Origin of the sequence: Streptomyces sp. NPDC021749 (genome assembly GCF_040640655.1) — a bacterium.
In the GTDB taxonomy this organism is placed as follows: domain Bacteria; phylum Actinomycetota; class Actinomycetes; order Streptomycetales; family Streptomycetaceae; genus Streptomyces.
Map to the genome: position 1 here is coordinate 249,446 of NZ_JBFACE010000006.1, position 19,386 is coordinate 268,831.

17 protein-coding genes are annotated in these 19,386 nt (G+C 73.8%); 5 read left to right on the top strand and 12 right to left on the bottom strand.

Annotated elements, in window-relative coordinates; all coding sequences use genetic code 11:
• Window positions 1-402 (bottom strand): helix-turn-helix transcriptional regulator (locus tag AB0G35_RS08910; RefSeq protein ID WP_360945977.1); only part of this gene is annotated, 402 nt, incomplete at its 3' end.
• Between the two features lie 332 nt (window positions 403-734).
• On the opposite strand from AB0G35_RS08910, the gene AB0G35_RS08915 reads away from it, so the two are divergent.
• The gene (locus tag AB0G35_RS08915) at window positions 735-1,136 is read left to right on the top strand and encodes a peptidase inhibitor family I36 protein (protein ID WP_360945980.1); all 402 of its coding nucleotides are present in this window, start codon (window positions 735-737) and stop codon (window positions 1,134-1,136) included.
• Window positions 1,137-1,218: 82 nt separating this feature from the next.
• Here AB0G35_RS08915 and AB0G35_RS08920 read toward each other — a convergent pair whose 3' ends face one another.
• Complete coding sequence (locus AB0G35_RS08920) at window positions 1,219-1,647, bottom strand: DUF3017 domain-containing protein (RefSeq protein WP_360945983.1); 429 nt, start codon at window positions 1,645-1,647, stop codon at window positions 1,219-1,221.
• Between the two features lie 92 nt (window positions 1,648-1,739).
• Window positions 1,740-2,594, bottom strand: a complete 855-nt coding sequence (locus AB0G35_RS08925; RefSeq protein ID WP_360945986.1) for a bifunctional methylenetetrahydrofolate dehydrogenase/methenyltetrahydrofolate cyclohydrolase — start codon at window positions 2,592-2,594, stop codon at window positions 1,740-1,742.
• A 313-nt stretch (window positions 2,595-2,907) separates the two neighbouring features.
• On the opposite strand from AB0G35_RS08925, the gene AB0G35_RS08930 reads away from it, so the two are divergent.
• Together AB0G35_RS08930 and AB0G35_RS08935 are read left to right on the top strand one after the other, a co-directional pair.
• Entirely contained in the window at window positions 2,908-3,651 is a 744-nt protein-coding gene (locus AB0G35_RS08930) for an RDD family protein (protein ID WP_360945989.1), read from the top strand.
• A 117-nt stretch (window positions 3,652-3,768) separates the two neighbouring features.
• Window positions 3,769-4,329 carry a hypothetical protein gene (locus tag AB0G35_RS08935; RefSeq protein ID WP_360945992.1) on the top strand — a complete coding sequence of 187 codons (561 nt, stop codon included), beginning with the start codon at window positions 3,769-3,771 and terminating at the stop codon, window positions 4,327-4,329.
• Between the two features lie 83 nt (window positions 4,330-4,412).
• On the opposite strand, the gene purH is transcribed toward AB0G35_RS08935, so the two are convergent.
• Window positions 4,413-5,975: a bifunctional phosphoribosylaminoimidazolecarboxamide formyltransferase/IMP cyclohydrolase gene (gene purH, locus AB0G35_RS08940; protein ID WP_360945995.1), complete on the bottom strand. Its 1,563-nt coding sequence runs from the start codon at window positions 5,973-5,975 to the stop codon at window positions 4,413-4,415.
• Window positions 5,972-6,637, bottom strand: a complete 666-nt coding sequence (purN, locus tag AB0G35_RS08945; protein WP_360945998.1) for a phosphoribosylglycinamide formyltransferase — start codon at window positions 6,635-6,637, stop codon at window positions 5,972-5,974. Before purN ends, purH begins: the two co-directional genes overlap by 4 nt.
• Window positions 6,638-6,898: 261 nt before the next feature.
• Here purN and AB0G35_RS08950 point away from each other — a divergent pair, with 261 nt between their 5' ends.
• The gene (locus AB0G35_RS08950) at window positions 6,899-7,798 is read left to right on the top strand and encodes a hypothetical protein (RefSeq protein WP_360946001.1); all 900 of its coding nucleotides are present in this window, start codon (window positions 6,899-6,901) and stop codon (window positions 7,796-7,798) included.
• Between the two features lie 22 nt (window positions 7,799-7,820).
• Here AB0G35_RS08950 and AB0G35_RS08955 read toward each other — a convergent pair whose 3' ends face one another.
• Window positions 7,821-9,389 (bottom strand): DUF6350 family protein, encoded by a 1,569-nt coding sequence (locus AB0G35_RS08955; RefSeq protein WP_360946004.1) that lies wholly within the window; start codon window positions 9,387-9,389, stop codon window positions 7,821-7,823.
• A 108-nt stretch (window positions 9,390-9,497) separates the two neighbouring features.
• On the opposite strand from AB0G35_RS08955, the gene AB0G35_RS08960 reads away from it, so the two are divergent.
• The gene (locus AB0G35_RS08960; protein ID WP_360946007.1) at window positions 9,498-10,358 is read left to right on the top strand and encodes a sigma factor-like helix-turn-helix DNA-binding protein; all 861 of its coding nucleotides are present in this window, start codon (window positions 9,498-9,500) and stop codon (window positions 10,356-10,358) included.
• A gap of 145 nt (window positions 10,359-10,503) precedes the next feature.
• On the opposite strand, the gene sucD is transcribed toward AB0G35_RS08960, so the two are convergent.
• From sucD to AB0G35_RS08990, 6 genes are all read right to left on the bottom strand, one after another.
• Window positions 10,504-11,388, bottom strand: coding sequence for a succinate--CoA ligase subunit alpha (gene sucD / locus AB0G35_RS08965; protein WP_360946010.1), 885 nt, complete (start codon window positions 11,386-11,388; stop codon window positions 10,504-10,506).
• A gap of 23 nt (window positions 11,389-11,411) precedes the next feature.
• Window positions 11,412-12,587, bottom strand: coding sequence for an ADP-forming succinate--CoA ligase subunit beta (gene sucC, locus AB0G35_RS08970; RefSeq protein WP_360946013.1), 1,176 nt, complete (start codon window positions 12,585-12,587; stop codon window positions 11,412-11,414).
• Window positions 12,588-13,178: 591 nt separating this feature from the next.
• Window positions 13,179-14,222 carry a hypothetical protein gene (locus AB0G35_RS08975; RefSeq protein WP_360946016.1) on the bottom strand — a complete coding sequence of 348 codons (1,044 nt, stop codon included), beginning with the start codon at window positions 14,220-14,222 and terminating at the stop codon, window positions 13,179-13,181.
• Between the two features lie 93 nt (window positions 14,223-14,315).
• Window positions 14,316-15,272 (bottom strand): hypothetical protein, encoded by a 957-nt coding sequence (locus AB0G35_RS08980; protein ID WP_360946019.1) that lies wholly within the window; start codon window positions 15,270-15,272, stop codon window positions 14,316-14,318.
• A gap of 192 nt (window positions 15,273-15,464) precedes the next feature.
• Window positions 15,465-16,613: a VWA domain-containing protein gene (locus tag AB0G35_RS08985; RefSeq protein ID WP_360946082.1), complete on the bottom strand. Its 1,149-nt coding sequence runs from the start codon at window positions 16,611-16,613 to the stop codon at window positions 15,465-15,467.
• Window positions 16,614-16,705: 92 nt separating this feature from the next.
• Window positions 16,706-19,297 carry a DUF5682 family protein gene (locus tag AB0G35_RS08990; protein ID WP_360946022.1) on the bottom strand — a complete coding sequence of 864 codons (2,592 nt, stop codon included), beginning with the start codon at window positions 19,295-19,297 and terminating at the stop codon, window positions 16,706-16,708.
• Between the last annotated feature and the right edge of the window lie 89 nt (window positions 19,298-19,386).

A 19,386-nucleotide genomic window follows, 5' to 3' on the forward strand; every position in this document is an offset into this window, starting at 1 on the left:
GGCGGGTTCTCCCCGGCCAGGTGCGGCGCCCCCGGTCTCGTCCCCTGAAGAACCTGGAGACCCTGCGGCCCCTGAAGGCCCTGAAGGCCCTGAAGGCCCTGAAGCCCTGGAAGGTCCGGGCTGACCCGCCCGTTCCGCGCCCCACGCCTGCGCCGCGACCTCGTGCAGCGCCAGCAGCCGGGTCACATCGGCGCCGCAGATCCGCGCCAGCGCCTCCACCGCGTCCTGCGGCGGCAGCTTCTTGCCGTTGAGGTAGCGCTCCCACGACGACTTGCTGTACGCGGTCCTGGCGGCGAGCGAGGCCAGGCTCAGCCCGCTGTGGTCCTTCAGCCTCCGCAGCTGTACGACGAGCTGCCGCACCCGATGGTCAAGGGTTTCGGGCAGCCCTTTCCAACGCGACATGTTCCACCCCATACGCGTTTGTGATCCCCCGAGGCCAGCAGCCCCCTGTGCGCCGATGATGGCCCGGATGCCCCCTCCGGTTCCCGTTTTTACGGATTCCGCACGGTATCCGGACATGCGTACCGCCTCCTTCCAGACACCTCGCCGTCCCAGCGCGACGTCCGGGCATCCGCCGTCCCCGCAGGTCAGCGAGTGGGACGTCCCAGCGGGTCCCCAGCGGCGCGGGTTCGCTGGCCGCCGTGCGGTCCGGCGGCGCACAGTCGGTGACGCACCACGGCGGCGCGGTCCACCCCGCGCCGCCTCACTGACCACCTACGGGGAGGAACCCGACCATGAACGCTCGCAAGCGCCTCGCCCTCACCGCGGCCGCCGCGGCCGTCACCGGGGGGCTCGCGCTGGCCCCGGCCGTCAGCGCCAGCGCCGCCCCCGCGAAGCAGGGCTCGGCCACCGTCCTGCGGGCCCCGAGCAACTGCCCCCGCGGCTACCTGTGCGTCTACCCGCAGGCCAACTTCAAGGGGACGCCGAAGAAGGTCGCCGGCAACAACCGTGACCTGCGGCGCTACCACGGTGCCTTCGACTACCCGCTGTCGGCCTACAACAACGGCACGCGCTGCAACGTGACGGTCTGGGAGAAGCCCAAGTACCGCGGCCACCACGCGAAGCTCAACCGCGGCACCGGCTGGAAGTTCATCGGCTCCAACCTCATGACCATCTACTCGAACAAGTGGTGCTGAGGCCCTGAACCACACGGCGGCGGCCCGTCCTTCCCCTGGGGATGGACGGGCCGCCGTCGTGCCGTGCGTCGCGGACGCCGCGTCAGCGCACCGTGAAGTGCACGATGTCGTCCAGGAACGGGATGTGGATCCACGGCTTGGGCTGCACCATCGTCGACAGCACCACGATCACGAAGCCGAGCACGCCGTACGTCGCCAGGTCCGTGAAGCGGGAGCGCACCGCGAGCATGCCCACCGACGGCAGCGCCCAGCGCAGCCCGGCGCCGGCCAGCAGGGACAGCCCGACGACCAGCGAGCCGATGCGGAACGCGTCGAGCGCGACCAGCAGCAGCCCGAGGGCGACCCCGCCCATGACCGTGAGCAGCGGCCACTGCCGGGCGGGCGCGGAGTGCTCGCCGGAGGCGGCCCGGCCGCCGCCCTCCGGCCGGGCGGTGTCGCGGGTCAGCGTCGGGAAGCGGCGCGAGGAGCGCTGCGGCTCGGAGGCGCCGTCCGAATGTGCTTCGGCTGGCATGGCTGGCAGTCCCTTCGGTGTCCTGGTCCGGCGGTCGGCCCGGCCGTGCGCGGCCGGGCGTGACCTCTTCGAGGGTACGGGCAACGGTCGGCTCAGCCGGCCGCGCGCTCGGCCGCCTCGACGACGTTGACCAGCAGCTGGGCGCGGGTCATCGGGCCGACGCCGCCGGGGTTGGGGGCGACCCAGCCGGCCACCTCGGCCACGCCGGGGTGCACATCGCCGACGATCTTGCCCTGTTCGTCCCGGCTGACGCCGACGTCCAGGACCGCCGCGCCGGGCTTGACGTCCTCCGGCTTGATGATGTGCGGCACACCGGCCGCGGCGACGATGATGTCGGCCTGCTTCAGGTGCGCGGACAGGTCCTTGGTGCCGGTGTGGCACTGGGTCACGGTGGCGTTCTCGGACTTGCGGGTGAGCACCAGCGGCATCGGGCGGCCGATGGTGATGCCCCGGCCGACCACGACGACGTGGGCGCCCTTGATCTCGACGTTGTGCCGGCGCAGCAGCTGGACGATGCCGTACGGGGTGCACGGCAGCGGGCCCTCGATGCCAAGGACCAGCCGGCCCAGGCTCATCGGGTGCAGTCCGTCGGCGTCCTTGGCCGGGTCCATCAGCTCCAGGACGCGGTTGGCGTCGATGCCCTTGGGGAGCGGGAGTTGGACGATGTAGCCGGTGCAGGCCGGGTCCTCGTTCAGCTCGCGGACGACCGCCTCGATCTCCTCCTGGGTGGCGGTCTCGGGCAGTTCGCGCTGGATGGAGGCGATGCCCACCTGTGCGCAGTCGCGGTGCTTGCCGTTGACGTACCAGCGGCTGCCGGGGTCGTCGCCGACCAGGAGGGTGCCCAGGCCGGGCTGCACGCCCTTGGCCTTCAGGGCCTCGACGCGGGCGGCGAGCTCGGACTTGATAGCGGCTGCGGTGGCCTTGCCATCCAGAATCTGGGCAGTCATGTCTCCATCCTCCCGGATGAGGGCGGTCACGTTCCAATCAGGGCGCGCGCGGCGCCCGCGGGCCCTGTGGTGCGCCGACCCGGTCCGGGCCCCATCTCCCCCCGCATTTTCCGGACATGATATGGCCGGAAGTGATCATTGCGCTTGGACAACGGCTCCGCTATCTGACTGGACAGAGTCAAGGCCCACCTAGAAGGATTGTCGCCGCAGTGCCGCAGGCATCGTCGGGGGCGGGCCAGTGAAACCTGAAACCTGTTTTTCCTCCGAGTCACGCTGCGTCGTCCCCCACTGACCCAACGGAGGAAAACACCACATGAGCTTCGGCGACCCGAACAACCCGTACGGCCAGCCGCCGCAGGCGCCCTACGGGCAGCAGCCCCCGGCGCCCCCGCAGGGCGGCCCCGGCTACGGCTACCCGCAGCAGCCGCAGGCCCCGCAGCAGGCGTACGGCTACCCCCAGCAGGGTCAGGTCCCGCCGCAGGGCCAGCCGGGCTACGGCGCCTACCCGCAGGCGGCTCCGTACGGGCAGCCGGGCATGCCGGGGATGCCGATGGGTTACGCGAGTTGGGGTGCGCGGGTCGGCGCCATCCTGATCGACGTCCTGATCATCGGCGCCCTGCCGATCATCCTGTACATCATCGGCGGCGTCATGGCGGCGAGTTCCGCCTCGTCGGCGACTCCGGACACCTCGTCCTGCCCGCCGGGCGACATCCAGTGCATCAGCGACGCCTACAACTCGGCCGCCGACAGCGCCACGCCGGTCGGCGCCATCATCGTGATGGCGCTCGCGTGGCTGATCGCCGTGGCCGGAAGCTTCTTCCTCATGGCCAAGGAAGGCAGCAGCGGCCAGACCCCGGGCAAGAAGGCGCTGGGCATCAAGGTCATCAAGGAGGCCACCGGCCAGCCCATGGGCTTCGGCATGACCTTCGTGCGGTACCTCTGCCGCTACCTCAACGGCCTGCTGTGCGGCATCGGCTGGCTGTGGCCGCTGTGGGACGACAAGAAGCAGACCTTCGCGGACAAGATCGTCGGCTCCGTGGTCGTGAGCGTCAAGTAGGACCGCTCCGGGCCGCACGCACGTCCCCACAGCCCACGAAGGCCCCCTCGCAGCAGCGACCGGGGGCCTTCGCGGCGCTCACCGATACCGCCTCAAGTCGCTTGAAGGACACCGCCCGTGAGCTACCCCAACCAGAACCCCTACGGCCCCCCTCCGGGCCAGCAGCCCGGCTACGGCTATCCCCAGCAGCCGCCGCAGCCCTCGCCGTACGGCCCGTACCCGGGCGGTCCGATGCCGGCCATGCAGCCGCAGTACCCGATGGTGATGCCCGGCGGTGTCAAGGCCGCCCGGGTGATGCTGTTCGTGCTGGCCGGGCTGAACCTCATCGGCCTGGTGCTCGCCGTGGCGGGCCTGGGCGGCGTCAGCAAGGCGTCGCACAACACCTCGGCGTACACCACCAGTGACGACATCACGGCACTGAACATCGGCAAGGGCCTGCTGATCGCCGTCATCGTGGTCATCGTGATCTTCACGGTGTCCGCGATCACCCTGGCCCTGCAGTTCGCCAACGGCGGCTCCGGCGTCCGCGTCGCCACCATCGTCTTCGGCGTGGCCAACATCATCCTGAGCTTCCTCAGCTTCCCGATCGGCCTGGTCCACACGGTCCTGGGCATCCTGGTGCTGGTCTTCGTCTCGAAGGACGAGGGCAACGCCTGGTTCAACCGGCCGCGTTACTGACCGCGTTACCGACCGCGCCGCACCAACGGCGAAGGGCCGCACCCCCGGGCGGGGATGCGGCCCTTCGCCGTACGCGGTGCGGCTCAGTGGAAGAAGTGCCGGGCGCCGGTGAAGTACATCGTCACGCCGGCCTTCTTGGCGGCCTCGACGACCAGCTCGTCACGGATCGAACCGCCCGGCTGGACGATCGCCCGGACACCGGCCGCGAGGAGGATCTCCGGGCCGTCGGGGAACGGGAAGAAGGCGTCCGAGGCGGCGTACGAGCCGCGCGCCCGCTCCTCGCCGGCCCGCTCGACGGCCAGCTTGCAGGAGTCGACGCGGTTGACCTGGCCCATGCCGACGCCCACCGAGGCGCCGTCCTTGGCGAGCAGGATCGCGTTGGACTTCACCGCGCGGCACGCCTTCCAGGCGAACGCCAGCTCGGCCAGCTGCTCCGGCGCCAGCGCCTCGCCGGCCGCCAGCGTCCAGTTGGCCGGGTCGTCGCCGTCGGCCTGGAGGCGGTCGGTGACCTGGAGCAGCGCACCGCCGTCGATCTGCTTGACCTCCACCGGGGCGGCCGGGGCGCCCTCGGCGCGGAGCACCCGGATGTTCTTCTTCCGGGCCAGGACCTCGACCGCGCCGTCCTCGTAGCCGGGCGCCACGATGACCTCGGTGAAGATCTCGGCGACCTGCTCGGCCATCGCCACCGACACCGGGCGGTTGACGGCGATCACGCCGCCGTACGCCGAGACCGGGTCGCAGGCGTGCGCCTTGCGGTGGGCCTCGGCGACGTCCGCGCCGATCGCGATGCCGCACGGGTTGGCGTGCTTGATGATGGCCACACAGGGCTCGGCGTGGTCGTACGCGGCCCGGCGCGCGGCGTCGGTGTCCGTGTAGTTGTTGTACGACATCTCCTTGCCGTGCAGCTGCTCGGCCTCGGCCAGCCCGCCCTCACCGGTCACGTACAGCGCGGCGCCCTGGTGCGGGTTCTCGCCGTAGCGCAGCACGTTCTTGCGCGCGTAGGTCGCGCCCAGGAAGTCGGGGAAGCCGCTGTCGTCGGCGGCGGCGTAGTCATCCGCGAACCAGCCCGCGACGGCCACGTCGTAGGCGGCGGTGTGCTGGAACGCCTCCGCTGCCAGCCGCTTGCGGGCGGTCAGGTCGAAGCCGCCGTCACGGACCGCGGCGAGCACGTCGGCGTACCGGGCGGGGCTGGTGACGACCGCGACCGACGGGTGGTTCTTGGCGGCGGCCCGGACCATCGAGGGGCCGCCGATGTCGATCTGCTCGACGCACTCATCGGGGGTGGCGCCGGAGGCGACGGTCTCCCGGAACGGGTAGAGGTTCACGATCACCAGGTCGAACGGCTCCACGCCCAGCTCCGCCAGCTGCTGCCGGTGGGCCTCCAGGCGCAGGTCGGCGAGGATGCCGGCGTGCACCTTCGGGTGCAGGGTCTTGACCCGGCCGTCGAGGCACTCGGGGAAGCCCGTCAGCTCCTCGACCTTGGTGACCGGCACCCCGGCCGCGGCGATCTTCCCGGCCGTCGACCCGGTCGAGACGAGCTCGACGCCCGCCGCGTGCAGGCCCTGAGCCAGCTCCTCCAGCCCGGACTTGTCGTAGACGCTGACCAGCGCGCGGCGGATGGGCCGCTTCGTACCTTCGGCGGTCACGAGATACGTACCTTTCGTCCCTCAATGCGGTAGCCGTGCCGGGCCAGGTGCCCCACGACCTCGACGAGCAGCGATCGCTCGACTTCCTTGATGCGCTCATGCAGCGCGGCTTCATCGTCCTCGTCCCGGATCTCGACCACGCTCTGCGCGATGATCGGGCCGGTGTCGACCCCGTCGTCGACGAAGTGGACGGTGCATCCGGTGACCTTCGCGCCGTACGCGAGCGCGTCGCGCACACCGTGGGCACCGGGAAAACTCGGCAGCAGCGCCGGGTGGGTGTTGACGGTCCGGCCGCCGAAACGGGCCAGGAACTCCTTGCCCAGGATCTTCATGAAGCCGGCCGACACCACCAGGTCCGGCTCGTACGCGGCGGTCGCCGCGGTCAGCGCGGCATCCCACTCCGCGCGGCTGCCGTGGTCCTTGACCCGGCAGACGAAGGTCGGCAGGCCCGCCTTCTCGGCCCGCTCCAGGCCCGCGATGGCACCGCGGTCGGCGCCCACGGCCACGATCTCGGCGCCGTACTCCTCGGCACCGCGCGCGGCGATGGCGTCCAGCAGTGCCTGCAGGTTCGTACCGGAACCGGAGACGAGCACGACGATGCGGGCCGGACGGGCGGGCCCGGCGGAGGGGGCGGACGGGGCGGGGGGCGGGGACGAAGCCACGGCGGGGCTCTTTCTCGATCTCGCGAGCGGTGAGGCTCACCTGCTTTGTGTGGTCGTACAAGGCCGCGGGTACCGCAGATCCGGGGAACCCTACGAAGGCGCCGACCGTCAGCAACGATACCGGCACACCGAGCGGCCCCCGCGGGACGGGGGCGGGGACGGGAGGTAGCGTCGGGCGTGAGACTGCACGCAGTTCGTGGTATCCGACCGCCGGTCACGAAGGCCCGCGTACGGACGAGACAAGGGGAAGACGCACTCCAGATGACGGACCGACGCCGCCGCGCGGCCCTCCTGCTCACTCCCCCGGCTACCGCTGGGGGGTACCCCCAGCCCACCACCGCCCCGGGGGTGGTGGTGCTGCCACGCGGCCGCATGTCGTCGTCCTCCGGTCCGTCGCCGGACCCCGACCGCGACAACCCGTTCGCACCCCCGCCGCCCGGCACCCCCGACCAGGAGTGGCGGCCCCGCCACCCCGCCCCGTCCGCGCACGGCCAGGACCAGGAACAGGGCCAGGGTCAGGGTCAGGGCAACGGAGAGGGGCAGGGCGAGGGCCAGGACCCGGACGGGCCGGCGCCGAGCTGGGGCAGCCAGTGGAGCCCCCGGCAGCCGGGCCGGCAGAGCGGCGGCTTCGGCACCCGCCCGGGCGGCCGCAACGGCCAGCCCGGCGGCGGCCCCGGCGGCCCCGGCAACCTCCGCTGGGACCCCACCGACCCGGCCCAGCGCCGGGCCCGCTACGCCCTGCTGGCCGGCATGTGGGCGTTCTTCTTCGTGCTCTTCAGCCTCTCCGAGGTCTCCCTGCTGCTCGGCTCGCTGGCGATCTACTGGGGCATCAGCGCACTGCGCGCCAAGCCGGACCCGACCAAGGCCTCCGCATCGGCGACCACCGCCGCCATGGAGGGCCGCCCGGCCCCGCACCAGCCGCCCGCCCAGGGCCCGCGCGCCGGCGGCCCGGGCAGCCCCAGGCCGCAGGTCACCGCGGCCGTCGCGGGCCTGGTGACCGCCTCGCTCGCGCTGATGCTGGTGGCCGGGACGTTCGCCGTCCAGATCGTCTACCGCGACTACTTCACCTGCGTGAACGACGCCCTGACGCAGTCGTCCGGGAAGTCCTGCGAGAAGCTGCTGCCGAAGGAACTGCGGCCGCTGCTGAGCGTGCAGGAGTAGCCGCGGAGAAGGCACCCTCCGTTCAGCGGGGCGCCGGGGCCGCCGCCTGCCCCTCTGTTGCCGCCTTCCCCGCCGTTGCCGCCTTCCCCGCCGTTGCCGCCTCTCCACCGGTGGTCGTCTCCCCGCCGGTGGTCGTCTCCCCGCCGGTGGTCGTCTCCCCGCCGGTGGTCGTCTCACCGCCGGTGGTCGTCTCACCGTCCGCCGTCGCCTTCCCGCCGTCGTCGCCTTCCCGTCGTCGTCCGCAGGTGCCCTCGTCCGCAGGGGCCGCCGTCCCCCCGGCGCGCCGGAGCTGCCAGGACCGGAGGACGAGGGCGGCGGGGACGCCGGCGAGGGCGGTCCAGGCCGCCGCCGCGAGGCCGGTGCGCCAGCCGCTCGGGCCGAACGCGGCGAGCGTGCCGTGCCCCAGTGCCCCGCCGGCCAGGCCCGCCAGCACCGCCGTGCCGGCGCCGCACAGCAGTGCCGCGTACGCCGCGACACCGGCCGTCCGCCGCCACGACCAGGGCCCCGGCCACGTCCCGTCCGCGGAACCGGAGTCGGTCGCCATACGGGCCACCGAGCGGGCGAGCCAGACCCCGGCGGCCACCGGCAGAACGGCCACCGCCCAGGTCAGCGGCGTGCCCGGGCCCACCTCCGGCACCCCGCCGAGCAGCGGCAGCCCCGGCACCGGCGGGTGTGCCGAGGCGCCCAGCGGACCGATCGTGCTGTCCGCGCCCAGCGTGAAGCCCGGCCCGAGACCGTAGGCGGAGCCCCAGATCGCCGCGTTCGGGAGCAGCAGGAGGCACAGCAGCAGCACCGTGGCGCGGCTCGCCCAGTCCGGTGCGAGCGTCAGGAGGTCGTGGCGCACCCGTCCGCCGTGCACCGCGAGCCCGACCAGGGTCAGCAGCGCCCCGCCCGCCAGCAGCGCCACGAGGCCCGCACCGGCGGCCCGGCGGGCGGCGGCGAGGCGGCTGCCGCCGAGGGCGGTCCGCAGCCGGCCGGGCACCTTCGCACCCGCCCGCCGGACGCCCGCAGGCAGCAGGGCGGCACCGCCGTGCCCCAGGACCCGCCAGGCGGTGACGGCCATCGTGGCGACCGCGGTGCCCGGGACGCACAGCAGTGCGCTGAGCGGTTCGGCGGCCGGCCGGCCGGCCGAGGCGTATCCCAGGGCAGCGCCCGCGACCAGCAGGTATCCGGTGAGCAGCGCGCCGAGCAGGGTGCGCGGCGCGGTCGGGCCGGCCGCCGGGGCCGGGTCGTCCGCGGTGGCCAGGGTGTGCCGGGCGGCCCGGTGCAGCAGCCACACCGGCAGGACGGCGAGCAGCAGCGGGGTGAGCGCCACCGGTGCCGGTACGGCCGAGTGCGGCACGTCCCGTACGAGGTCCCCGCCGTGCGCCAGCAGCCACAGGTCCGCGGCGAGGTGCAGCGCGTGGGACAGGCTGGTGTCGGGGTAGGGGGCGGCGACCCACAGCAGCAGCACCGCGACCGTCAGCGCGCCGAGACCGAGGCCGGCGGCGGTCACCCCGCCGAGGAAGGCGGCGCCGAGCGCGGAGGAGCGCCGGGGCGCGGTCCGGCCGGACGGGAGCCATGGGGGGCCGCTGCCGAGGTACTCACTCACGCCGCCATGCTGCCAAGAAAGCGAATTTCCACCACGTACCGGCGAAATGGTCGTCGTGTCGCACGTGTCGCAGCTGATGCGGGTTCGCCGCTTTCCACACTGCTGGGCATGACCGCGTACACCTCCCCGCCCGCTGCCGGGCGGTCCCCCGCCGCCACCGCCTTCGACGAGCTGCACATCCGGCACGCCGCCGCGCTCACCCGGCAGGCGTGCCTGCTCACCGGGCAGCCCGGGCTCGCCCGGCGGGCAGTGGAGCACGGCTTCCGGCTGGCCTGGCAGCGGTGGCCGGAGGTCGCGGTGGCCCCGGACCCGGCGGGCTGGGTGCGGGCCGCGGTGTACGACCACGCGCTGCGGCCGTGGCACCGCCTGGTGCCGGAAGGCCGGGCGGCCGCCCGTACGCGGCGAGTGGAGCCTGCGGACGACGCGGACCAGCCACTGCGGGAGGCGATCGCCGCGCTGCCCGCCCCGTACCGGCGGGTGCTGCTGCTGCACGACGGCCTCGGGCTCGGGCTGTCCGCGACCGCGGCCGAGGTCGAGGCCAGCACCCGGGCCGCGGCCGGCCGGCTCACCCACGCCCGGGACCTGCTCGCCGCCCACCTGCCCGGACTGGGCCTCGCCGGGCAGCCGCCGGCCCGGCAGGGCGAGATCCTGCGGGACCGGCTGACCGCGCTCCTCACCGGCCCGGCGGACGACGGGCCCGCCACCGGGGAGCCGCCGCTGACCGGTGCGCAGCTACGGGACGGCAGCGAGCGCGGCGCCCGGCGGACGGCCCGGGCCGCGTTCGGGCTGACCGGACTGTTCGCGCTGGTCACCCTGTCCGTCGCGATCGCCGCACCGGACCACTACGACGCGCCGCCGCAGCCGGACGTCGCCAAGGCACCGGCCGCCCACCACCCCGGGCCGGCCGCCGACCGCGCCGTGCACCGCACCCCGCCGAACCAGGCCCGGCTGCTGCCCGAGATGCGCTGACCGCCCGCCCCCAACGGGCGCGGGCCCGCACCCACCAGGGGTACGGGCCCGCGTCCGGGAACACGGCGAGCACTGCGCCGCAGGACGGGTCCGGCGGTGCCGACGCCGCGCGGACCGGCAGCGCGGCTGCCGGACTCGGCCGAGGTCAGCCGACGAGGATCTCGCGGGCCAGCCGCGCGGTCTCCGACGGGGTCTTGCCGACCTTGACGCCGGCGGCCTCCAGGGCCTCCTTCTTCGCCTGGGCGGTGCCGGAGGAGCCGGAGACGATGGCGCCGGCGTGGCCCATGGTCTTGCCCTCGGGCGCGGTGAAGCCCGCGACGTAGCCGACGACCGGCTTGGTGACGTTGGCCTTGATGAAGTCGGCCGCACGCTCCTCGGCGTCGCCGCCGATCTCGCCGATCATCACGATCAGGTCGGTGTCCGGGTCGGCCTCGAACGCGGCGAGCGCGTCGATGTGCGTGGTGCCGATGACCGGGTCACCGCCGATGCCGACGGCCGACGAGAAGCCGATGTCGCGCAGCTCGTACATCATCTGGTAGGTCAGCGTGCCGGACTTCGACACCAGGCCGATGCGGCCGGGCTTGGTGATGTCGCCCGGGATGATGCCGGCGTTGGACTGGCCGGGGGTGATCAGGCCGGGGCAGTTCGGGCCGATGATGCGGGTCTTGTTGCCCTTGGCCTTCGCGTACGCCCAGAAGGCGGCGGAGTCGTGGACCGCGATGCCCTCGGTGATCACGACGGCCAGCGGGATCTCGGCGTCGATCGCCTCGACGACGGCGGCCTTGGCGAAGGCCGGCGGGACGAAGAGGACGGAGACGTTGGCGCCCGTCTTCTCCATCGCCTCGGCGACGGAGCCGAAGACCGGGACCTCGGTGCCGTCGAAGTCGACGGAGGTGCCGGCCTTGCGCGGGTTGACACCACCGACGATGTTGGTGCCGTCACCCAGCATCAGCTTGGTGTGCTTCATGCCCGTGGCACCGGTCATGCCCTGGACGATGACCTTGCTTTCCTTGGTGAGGAAGATAGCCATGGTTGTTAGTGTCCTCGTCCCTCTTACTTAGCGGCCAGCTCGGCGGCCTTGTCGGCCGCACCGTCCATGGTGTCCACGCGCTGCACCAGCGGGTGGTTGGCCTCCGACAGGATCTGGCGGCCCAGCTCCGCGTTGTTGCCGTCGAGGCGCACGACCAGGGGCTTGGTGACCTCTTCGCCCTTGGACTTGAGCAGCTCCAGGGCCTGCACGATGCCCTTGGCGACCTCGTCGCAGGCGGTGATGCCACCGAAGACGTTGACGAACACGGACTTGACGTCCGGGTCGCCCAGGATGATCTCCAGGCCGTTCGCCATGACCTCGGCGGAGGCGCCGCCACCGATGTCGAGGAAGTTGGCGGGCTTGACGTTGTCGTGCTTCTCGCCGGCGTAGGCGACGACGTCCAGGGTGCTCATGACGAGACCCGCGCCGTTGCCGATGATGCCGACCTGGCCGTCGAGCTTGACGTAGTTCAGACCCTTGGCCTTGGCCGCGGCCTCCAGCGGGTTGGCCGCGTCCTTGTCCTCCAGGGCCTCGTGCTCCGGCTGGCGGAACTCGGCGTTGGCGTCCAGGGACACCTTGCCGTCGAGGGCGATGACGTCACCGCTGGCGACCTTGGCGAGCGGGTTGACCTCGACGAGGAGCGCGTCCTCGGCGATGAAGGTCTTCCACAGGGTGACCAGGACCTCGGCGACCTTCTCGGCGACCTCGGCCGGGAACTTCGCCTGGGCGACGATCTCGCGGGCCTTCTCGATGGAGACGCCCTCGTTGGCGTCGACCGGGACCTTGGCGAGCTTCTCGGGGGTCGTCGCGGCGACCTCCTCGATGTCCATGCCGCCGGCCACCGAGGCCATGGCCAGGAAGGTGCGGTTGGTGCGGTCGAGGAGGTACGAGACGTAGTACTCCTCGGCGATCTCCGGCGCGGTCTCGGCGATCATCACCTTGTGGACCGTGTGGCCCTTGATGTCCATGCCGAGGATGTCCGTCGCGCGGGCGACGGCCTCGTCCGGGGTCGCGGCCAGCTTGACGCCACCGGCCTTGCCGCGGCCGCCGACCTTCACCTGCGCCTTGACGACGGACTTGCCGCCCAGCCGCTCGGTCGCCTCGCGGGCCGCCTCAGGCGTGTCGATGACTTCACCGGCCAGCACCGGTACACCGTGCTTGGCGAAGAGGTCCCTCGCCTGGTACTCGAACAGGTCCACGCGCGTCCGTCCCTTGTCTTCTCAGAATCGCCGTAGTGATCGCGGAAGGTTGTCTGCGATGGGCGTGCCGCGAAGGGCAACGTGACGGCGCTGTCACAGGGGAGGCGTATACACGGTGTCCGGATACGCGGCATGTCCGTCTCGCAGGTTATCGCCGCAGGACTTGAGGTCCTAAATCGCAGATCACACTCCAGCGGTGATTACGGTCACAGATCTTTCGGCCACGCTCGGTCTCCGCCCGGATTTCGGTACGCCGGCCGAGGGATTGCGCAGTTCCGGGCCGGAGCTCCCCCGTTCTCTCAACTCTCCCCCGCATCAAGGCAGTTCGCCACTCGCACGGAAGGGAGGTGCGGCCGGCGACCGGGCGGCGGCGACGCCGTCGCACTCGCGGCTCTCCTCTCCCCTCCTCCCCTTTTTTTCGATTTCACGGTGTGCTCACCTGCCGGTACCGGCGTTTATGCCGAAACTTCCCGGCACCGAACACACCGAGGCCGGGCGGCCCTCCCCCACAGAGGACCACCCGGCTGTTTCGGGGTGCTCCGGTGTCCGGCCGCCGCCGCGGCCGGAACCGGTGAGATCGGCCTCCCGGCCTCAGACGCCCTGGATTGGGGCCGCGCCCCGCACACCGGCGACGGCCTGGGTGGCGGTGGCCTTGCCGTCGGTCACGGCGGCGGTGGCCAGGCCCTCGGCGAACGGGGTGGCCGCCGCGCCGGTGCCCTGCGCGAACGCCACGGCCCCGGCGCCCTCGCCCTGGGCGAACGGCACTGCCTCGGTCGTGGCGCCCCGCGCGAACAGCTGCGCCCGGCCGCCGACCACGGTCACGAACGGAACGGTCCGGCCGGCCGCGTCACCGGCGAGCCGGCCGGCGCCGCCGGCCGCGCCCTGGGCGACCGGCACGACCTTGACGACCACCCGGCGGGCGACCGGCGGCAGCACATCGGCGGCGGTCGCGTCGACGACGGGGCGGACGGTGGCGAGCGCGGCCCGGGACTGCTGCGTCAGCTGCGCGGGACGGGTGCCGGCACCGGCCAGCCCGGCCAGCAGGTTGTCGGCGGAACCGGGGGCCTTGGGCAGCGCCGGGGCCGACGGAAGCGTGGGCAGACCGCCGGGCAGCTCCGCGGCGGGCGCGCCCGGAACGGCGGGCAGCGACGGGACGCCGGGCAGCGCGCGGTCCGTGAGGCGGCCGGCCGCACCGAGGTCCGCAGCGCCGGCGGTCTTCTTGACGGCCTTCAGGGCCTGCTTCGCCTGCTCGGCCTTCGGGGTCTTCAGGGTCTTCTTCGGCTGCTCGGTCTTCGTGACCTTCTCGGCCTGTGGCACGTCGACGGCGTCGGTCAGCCGTCCGGTGCCCGGGAGGCCCTGGGTGGACACCCGGCCGCCGAGGACGCCGGCGGCCTTGCCCGCCACGTCGCCCACGGTCTTCTGCGCGGTGCCGGTGGCGGTGCCCGCGGCCTTGGTCGCCGTACCGGTCAGGTCACCGGTGGGCAGCTGCTGGGTGGCACCGGTCAGCGCGCCGGCGGCGGGCAGCTGCGGGGTGCCGACGGGCAGTTCGGCCGCGTTGGCGGCGACCGAGCCCAGGGCCCACAGGCCGGTCGCGGCAGCGGCCACGACGACGGCGCGACGGATGTTCGTACGCATGGAGGTGAAGTTCCTTCGAATTCAAGAGGTGTGAAGGGCAGACCTGTCCGCCCCCGCGCGGCAGGTCCGGTCGGAGACGCGGAGCGGTCTGCCCTAGCCCGGGAATTCGAGGATTTCTTCGGCCCGGCGGCGCGTCGGGGCGCCGTCGGCCGTAGGGACGCCACCGGGCAGCAGCCGGAAGCGCGGTGTGTCCGCCGGGGCGGCGGCGTACTGGTCCCCGCCACGGGGACCGTGCCGGTCGCCGGCGGAGTGCTCGGCGGGCGCCATCGGGCCCTGCGGAAGCCGCTCCGGCAGGCCGCGGTGCCCCGCGTCGCCCTGACCGGACACGACGGACGGCAGCTGCGGGGCGGACCGGGCCTTCCCCTCGACGCAGTGCGCCGGGGGGACGACGACAAGGCCGTCGGCCGGAGCGGCGATGCGCGCACCGGACGGACGGTCGCCGCCGGTCATGCCACCGTCGTGCGGCGAGCCGCCGCCGTGGCCGGGCCCGCCCGGGAGCTCGACGGACGGCAGCTGCACGGGCAGCGCACCGCCGACCGCGTCCCCGATCTGCTGTACGGCACCGGTCACCGGGCGGGTGACCGTGCCGACGACCGGCCCGGCCTGCTCGACGGCGGGCCGTACGGCGTCGGTGAGTTCGGTGCCGGCGGTGTCCGCGTGCTCGGTGATCCGGGCGCCGGCTGCGGCGGCCTCCTGCTCGGCGGCGGTGCCGGAGCCGGCCGGCCGGTGTGCCCGGGACTCATGGTCCGCGCGCTCGGCCGACCCGTACCGGGTGGCGGCCCGGTACGCGGCCGTCCGGTCCGCGGTCGACCGGTCCGTACCGGTCCGGTCTGCGGCGGTCCGGTCCATGTCGCCCGCGCGCCGGTCCGTGGCGGGCCGGTCCGTGGCGGTCCGCTCACCGGCGGCCGGTGCCTGCGCCGGGGACGTGGCCCCGGACGGCGCCGACGAGCCCGGCCGGTCCTCGGCATGGGCGCCGGGACCGAAGGCGAAGCCGAGAACGGCGAAACCCACCAGGAACAGCCCCGCCAGCAGCGCGCGCCGCACGGCCACCGTGCGCGACGGGCGCACAGTTCCGGGCAGAGCGAACGCAGCAGACAAGGAGGGGCCTTCCCATACGGATGCCGGGCAGAAGGGGACACCCGGGCATACGGCCTCGGTGTCACACACATCGCGGGCGATCGAGCGATGTCCTGATCCTTGCACGAATGGCCAGGTGCCCTGCAACTCCTTCCGGCGCGCCTGTCACCGTTGCTCCGTCATGTCCGGTATGGGCAACGGGCGTTTCTCCAGCGCCGCCGCCATCACGTCCGGAAACCGATCAGGTGTACAGGCGAACGCCGGCGCGCCCAGGGCCGCGAGCGCCGCGGCGTGCTCCCGGTCGTAGGCCGGCGCGCCCTCGTCGGACAGCGCGAGCAGCGTCACGAACTGCACCCCGGACGCCTTCATCGCGGCGACCCGCTTGAGCATCTCGTCCCGGATGCCGCCCTCGTAGAGGTCGCTGATGAGCACGACGACGGTCTCGGCGGGTCGGGTGATGCGGGACTGGCAGTAGGCGAGCGCGCGGTTGATGTCCGTACCGCCGCCGAGCTGGGTGCCGAAGAGGACGTCGACCGGGTCGTCCAGCTGGTCCGTCAGGTCGACCACCGCGGTGTCGAAGACGACCAGCCGGGTGTCCAGCGCCCGCATGGAGGCCAGCACCGCGCCGAACACCGAGGCGTAGACGACCGAGGCGGCCATCGAACCGGACTGGTCGATGCAGAGCACCACGTCCTTCTTCACCGACTGCGCGGCCCGGCCGTGGCCGATCAGCCGCTCGGGGACGACCGTGCGGTACTCGGGGAGGTAGTTCTTGAGGTTGGCGCGGATCGTGCGGTCCCAGTCGATGTCGCGGTGGCGCGGGCGGGCGATCCGGGCGGAGCGGTCCAGCGCGCCGGTGAGCGTGGCGCGGGTGCGGGTCGCGAGCTTCTTCTCCAGCCGCTCGACGACCTTGCGGACGACGGCCCGTGCGGTCTCCCTGGTCGTCTCCGGCATGACCGTGTTGAGCGAGAGCAGGGTGCCCACCAGATGGACGTCCGCCTCGACCGCCTCCAGCATCTCCGGCTCCAGGAGGAGCGCGGACAGCCCCAGCCGGTCGATGGCGTCCCGCTGCATCACCTGCACCACGGAGGAAGGGAAGTACGTCCGGATGTCGCCGAGCCAGCGCGCCACCCCGGGCGCCGAGGCGCCGAGGCCGGCCGTGCGCCGGCCGCCGTCCGCGGCCCGGCCGCCGGGATCCTTCCGGCGGCCGTAGAGCGAGGCCAGCGCCCCGTCCATCGCGGCGTCCCGCCCGCGCAGCTCATGCCCCGTACCGTCCACCCCGCCGCCACCGAGCACCAGGCGCCAACGGCGCAGGCGTTCCGAGTCGGGGGCGGGAGGTGAGGCAGCGGTGGTTCCCGGGGTGGGTGGTGCTGTCGTGCCGGCCCGGGGGCCGGGGAGGTGCGCGCTCAACTCGATGCTCCCGTCAGGTCGTTGGCGGACCACCCGTCGGCGAAGCCGTGCTGTTCGATGCCGAGGAGCAGGCGGAGGGTGGGCAGGACGGCGGCGGCGCGGTCGCGGTCCAGACCGGGGCCGAAACCGGGCGCTGCCGCGGTCGCGGCGTCATCGGCGGGGCCGGCGGCGCCGGACGTGGGTGCTGCGGGGCCTCGGCGGATCAGTTCGCCGAGCGTGCGCCGCACGCCGGACTCGTACTCCGCGAACGTCCGGCGCAGCAGCGGGAGCACGTCCGTGAACGCGGTCTCCGGTACGCCGGTCAGCCAGCGGTCGACCAGGGCGAGCAGCCGCTCGTCGTGGACCAGCAGCATGCCGCCGTCCCCGCCCGCTCCGCTCCCCAGGAAGCCTTCGATCCAGCCGGCGGCGTCGGTGGGCGGCGTGCCCGGCGAGAGGGCGAGCCCCATCAGTTGCCCGGCCCCGTCGGCGCCCAACTCGCCGTCGTCCAGCAGGAGTCGGGCCGCCCGCCCCCGGATCACCCCGGGAACCGCCTCCCGGCCGCTGAGCACCCGCAACACCCCGGCCCAGCGGGCCCGCAGACCGGGATCGCCCCCGCCCGCCGGTTCCGTCCGCGGCGGCACCTCCGGCGTGGACCGCGGGCCGGGCACGGAGCCCGGCACGGACGTGACCTCCTGCTCCGGCACGGAGCCCGGCACGGACGTGGCCTGCTGTTCCGGCGCGGAGTCCGGCTGGGACGTGGCCTGCTGCTCCGGCGCGGAGTCCGGCTGGGCGAGCAGGGCGACGGCGCGGTGTGTGGCGTCGAGGTGACCGCGCATCTCCGTGGCGCCGTCGGCGTCCAGGCCGAGGCAGGCCGGCGGCAGGCCGACGAAGACCCGCTCGGCCAGGCCGAGGGCGACCTCGCGGAGCGCCCCGGCGTCCGTGCCGCGCACATCGCCGTAGCGCACCGACCGGACGAGGGCGGGCAGCGCCTGGGCGAGATGGCCCACGTCCGCGTCGAGCGCCGCACGGTCCGACAGTGCCCGCATCACCACCGGCAGCGCGTCCGGGAGCCCGGCGAGCAGACAGCGTTCGGCGAGCGCGGTCACCTCGGCGAGCGCGGCCGCTCCGGACGCCTCGGAGGCGGCCCTGGCGGTGGCGGCGCCGAGCACGGTCGTGCCCCAGATACCGGCCTCGGCGACCCGTACGGCCAGCTCCGGTTCCCAGCGCAGCCGCCACGTCTCCCGGAAGGTGCCGGTGCCGCCCCGCGAACGGACCGGCTCACCCCAGGGGACGCCGAGCAGCCGCAGTCGGTGCAGCAGCCGGCTGCGGCCGCCATCGGTCTCCTTGCGCAGGTCCAGTTCCAACTCCCGCTCCAGCGCCTCCGGTTTGAGCCGCAGGGTCCGCTGGCTGCGGGCCAGGTCCCGCTGGAGGGGTACCGCGGGGGCGTCCTCCGGGACCTCGCCCAGCACCTCGCCGACCACCAGCCGGTCGCGGATCAGCGCGGAGGGCGCGTCGGAGCCGTCGCCCATCACGGCCCGGACCGCGTCGTCGACTTCGGTCAGCCCGGCCAGCGGCCGGCCGCGGACCGCGGCCAGCCCCTCCGCGAGCCGCACCGCCTCGATGACGTGCGCGGACGAGACCGCGTAGTCCTCCTCGCGGAGCAGTCCGGCGACCTTGGTCAGCCAGCGTTCGACGGGGCGGTCGGGGGCGCTGAAGAGGTGGCCGTACCAGCCGGGCGAGGCGATGCCGGCGCCGTAGCCGCTGCGCCGGGCCAGCCGCCGGTACGTCCAGGGCACCCAGGTCACCGCGGTCTTCACCTTGGGCAGGCCCTTGAGCAGCCGGCGGTCGGCGGTCACGGTGGCCCGGCGGCGCAGCGCCGGGACGTGCCAGGCCCCGCACACCACGGCGACCGCGTCCCCGAACTCCCGTCGAGCGGCGTGCAGATGGAGCCGCATATGGGCCTCACGGACCGGGTCGCGGTCGTGGCCGCCGTCGCCGTACGTCTCGCGCAGCGCGCCCATCGCCTCGGCCAGTGCCGCGAACGGGGCCAGCGCGTCCGTGTCCGGGCCTCCCGGGCGGGCCGCACCGGTCCCGGCGCGGTGCTCGACCACGTCCTCCCACCAGCGCTCGGGGTCGTCGTATCCGGCGGCCTCGGCGAGCACCCGGATCGGATCGACCCGCATCTGCTCCTGGTCCCGGTCCTCCTCCTGCTCTTCCCCCTGGTCCAGCTCCTGGTCGCGGTCCGTCTCGTCCGTCATCGCGAGGGTGTGCGCCGCGGGCAGGTCGATGAACCGGACGGGGACGCCGTGTTCCAGCGCCCAGCGCATCGCCACCCACTCCGGGGAGAACTCTGCCAGCGGCCAGAACGCCGCCCGGCCGGGATCGTCCTGCACATGGGCGAGCAGGGCGACCGGTGGCCGCATGCCGTCCCGGGCGGCCAGCGGCACCAGGTCGTCGGCCTCCGGCGGGCCCTCGATCAGCACCGCGGCGGGCGTGCACCGCTCCAGGGCGGCCCGCACCGCCCGCGCCGATCCGGGGCCGTGGTGCCGCACTCCCAGCAGGAACGGCCCACCGTCGCCCGGCGGGGCCCCCGCGTCGTGCGTGCTCATTAGAGGACCATCCCTTCTGCAGCCCTCTTCGGTAGGGTTGTGACCTCTCGGTCCCGGTGGGTGCATGGCCAGTAGTGCGAGCCGTTCGA

Excerpts from the sequence above, each read along its gene's own strand:
- AB0G35_RS08915 (WP_360945980.1), top strand. The coding sequence starts at position 735 with ATGAACGCTCGCAAGCGCCTCGCCCTCACCGCGGCCGCCGCGGCCGTC.
- AB0G35_RS08920 (WP_360945983.1), bottom strand. The coding sequence starts at position 1,647 with ATGCCAGCCGAAGCACATTCGGACGGCGCCTCCGAGCCGCAGCGCTCC.
- AB0G35_RS08925 (WP_360945986.1), bottom strand. The coding sequence starts at position 2,594 with ATGACTGCCCAGATTCTGGATGGCAAGGCCACCGCAGCCGCTATCAAG.
- AB0G35_RS08930 (WP_360945989.1), top strand. The coding sequence starts at position 2,908 with ATGAGCTTCGGCGACCCGAACAACCCGTACGGCCAGCCGCCGCAGGCG.
- AB0G35_RS08950 (WP_360946001.1), top strand. The coding sequence starts at position 6,899 with ATGACGGACCGACGCCGCCGCGCGGCCCTCCTGCTCACTCCCCCGGCT.
- AB0G35_RS08960 (WP_360946007.1), top strand. The coding sequence starts at position 9,498 with ATGACCGCGTACACCTCCCCGCCCGCTGCCGGGCGGTCCCCCGCCGCC.
- sucD (WP_360946010.1), bottom strand. The coding sequence starts at position 11,388 with ATGGCTATCTTCCTCACCAAGGAAAGCAAGGTCATCGTCCAGGGCATG.
- AB0G35_RS08975 (WP_360946016.1), bottom strand. The coding sequence starts at position 14,222 with ATGCGTACGAACATCCGTCGCGCCGTCGTCGTGGCCGCTGCCGCGACC.
- AB0G35_RS08990 (WP_360946022.1), bottom strand. The coding sequence starts at position 19,297 with ATGAGCACGCACGACGCGGGGGCCCCGCCGGGCGACGGTGGGCCGTTC.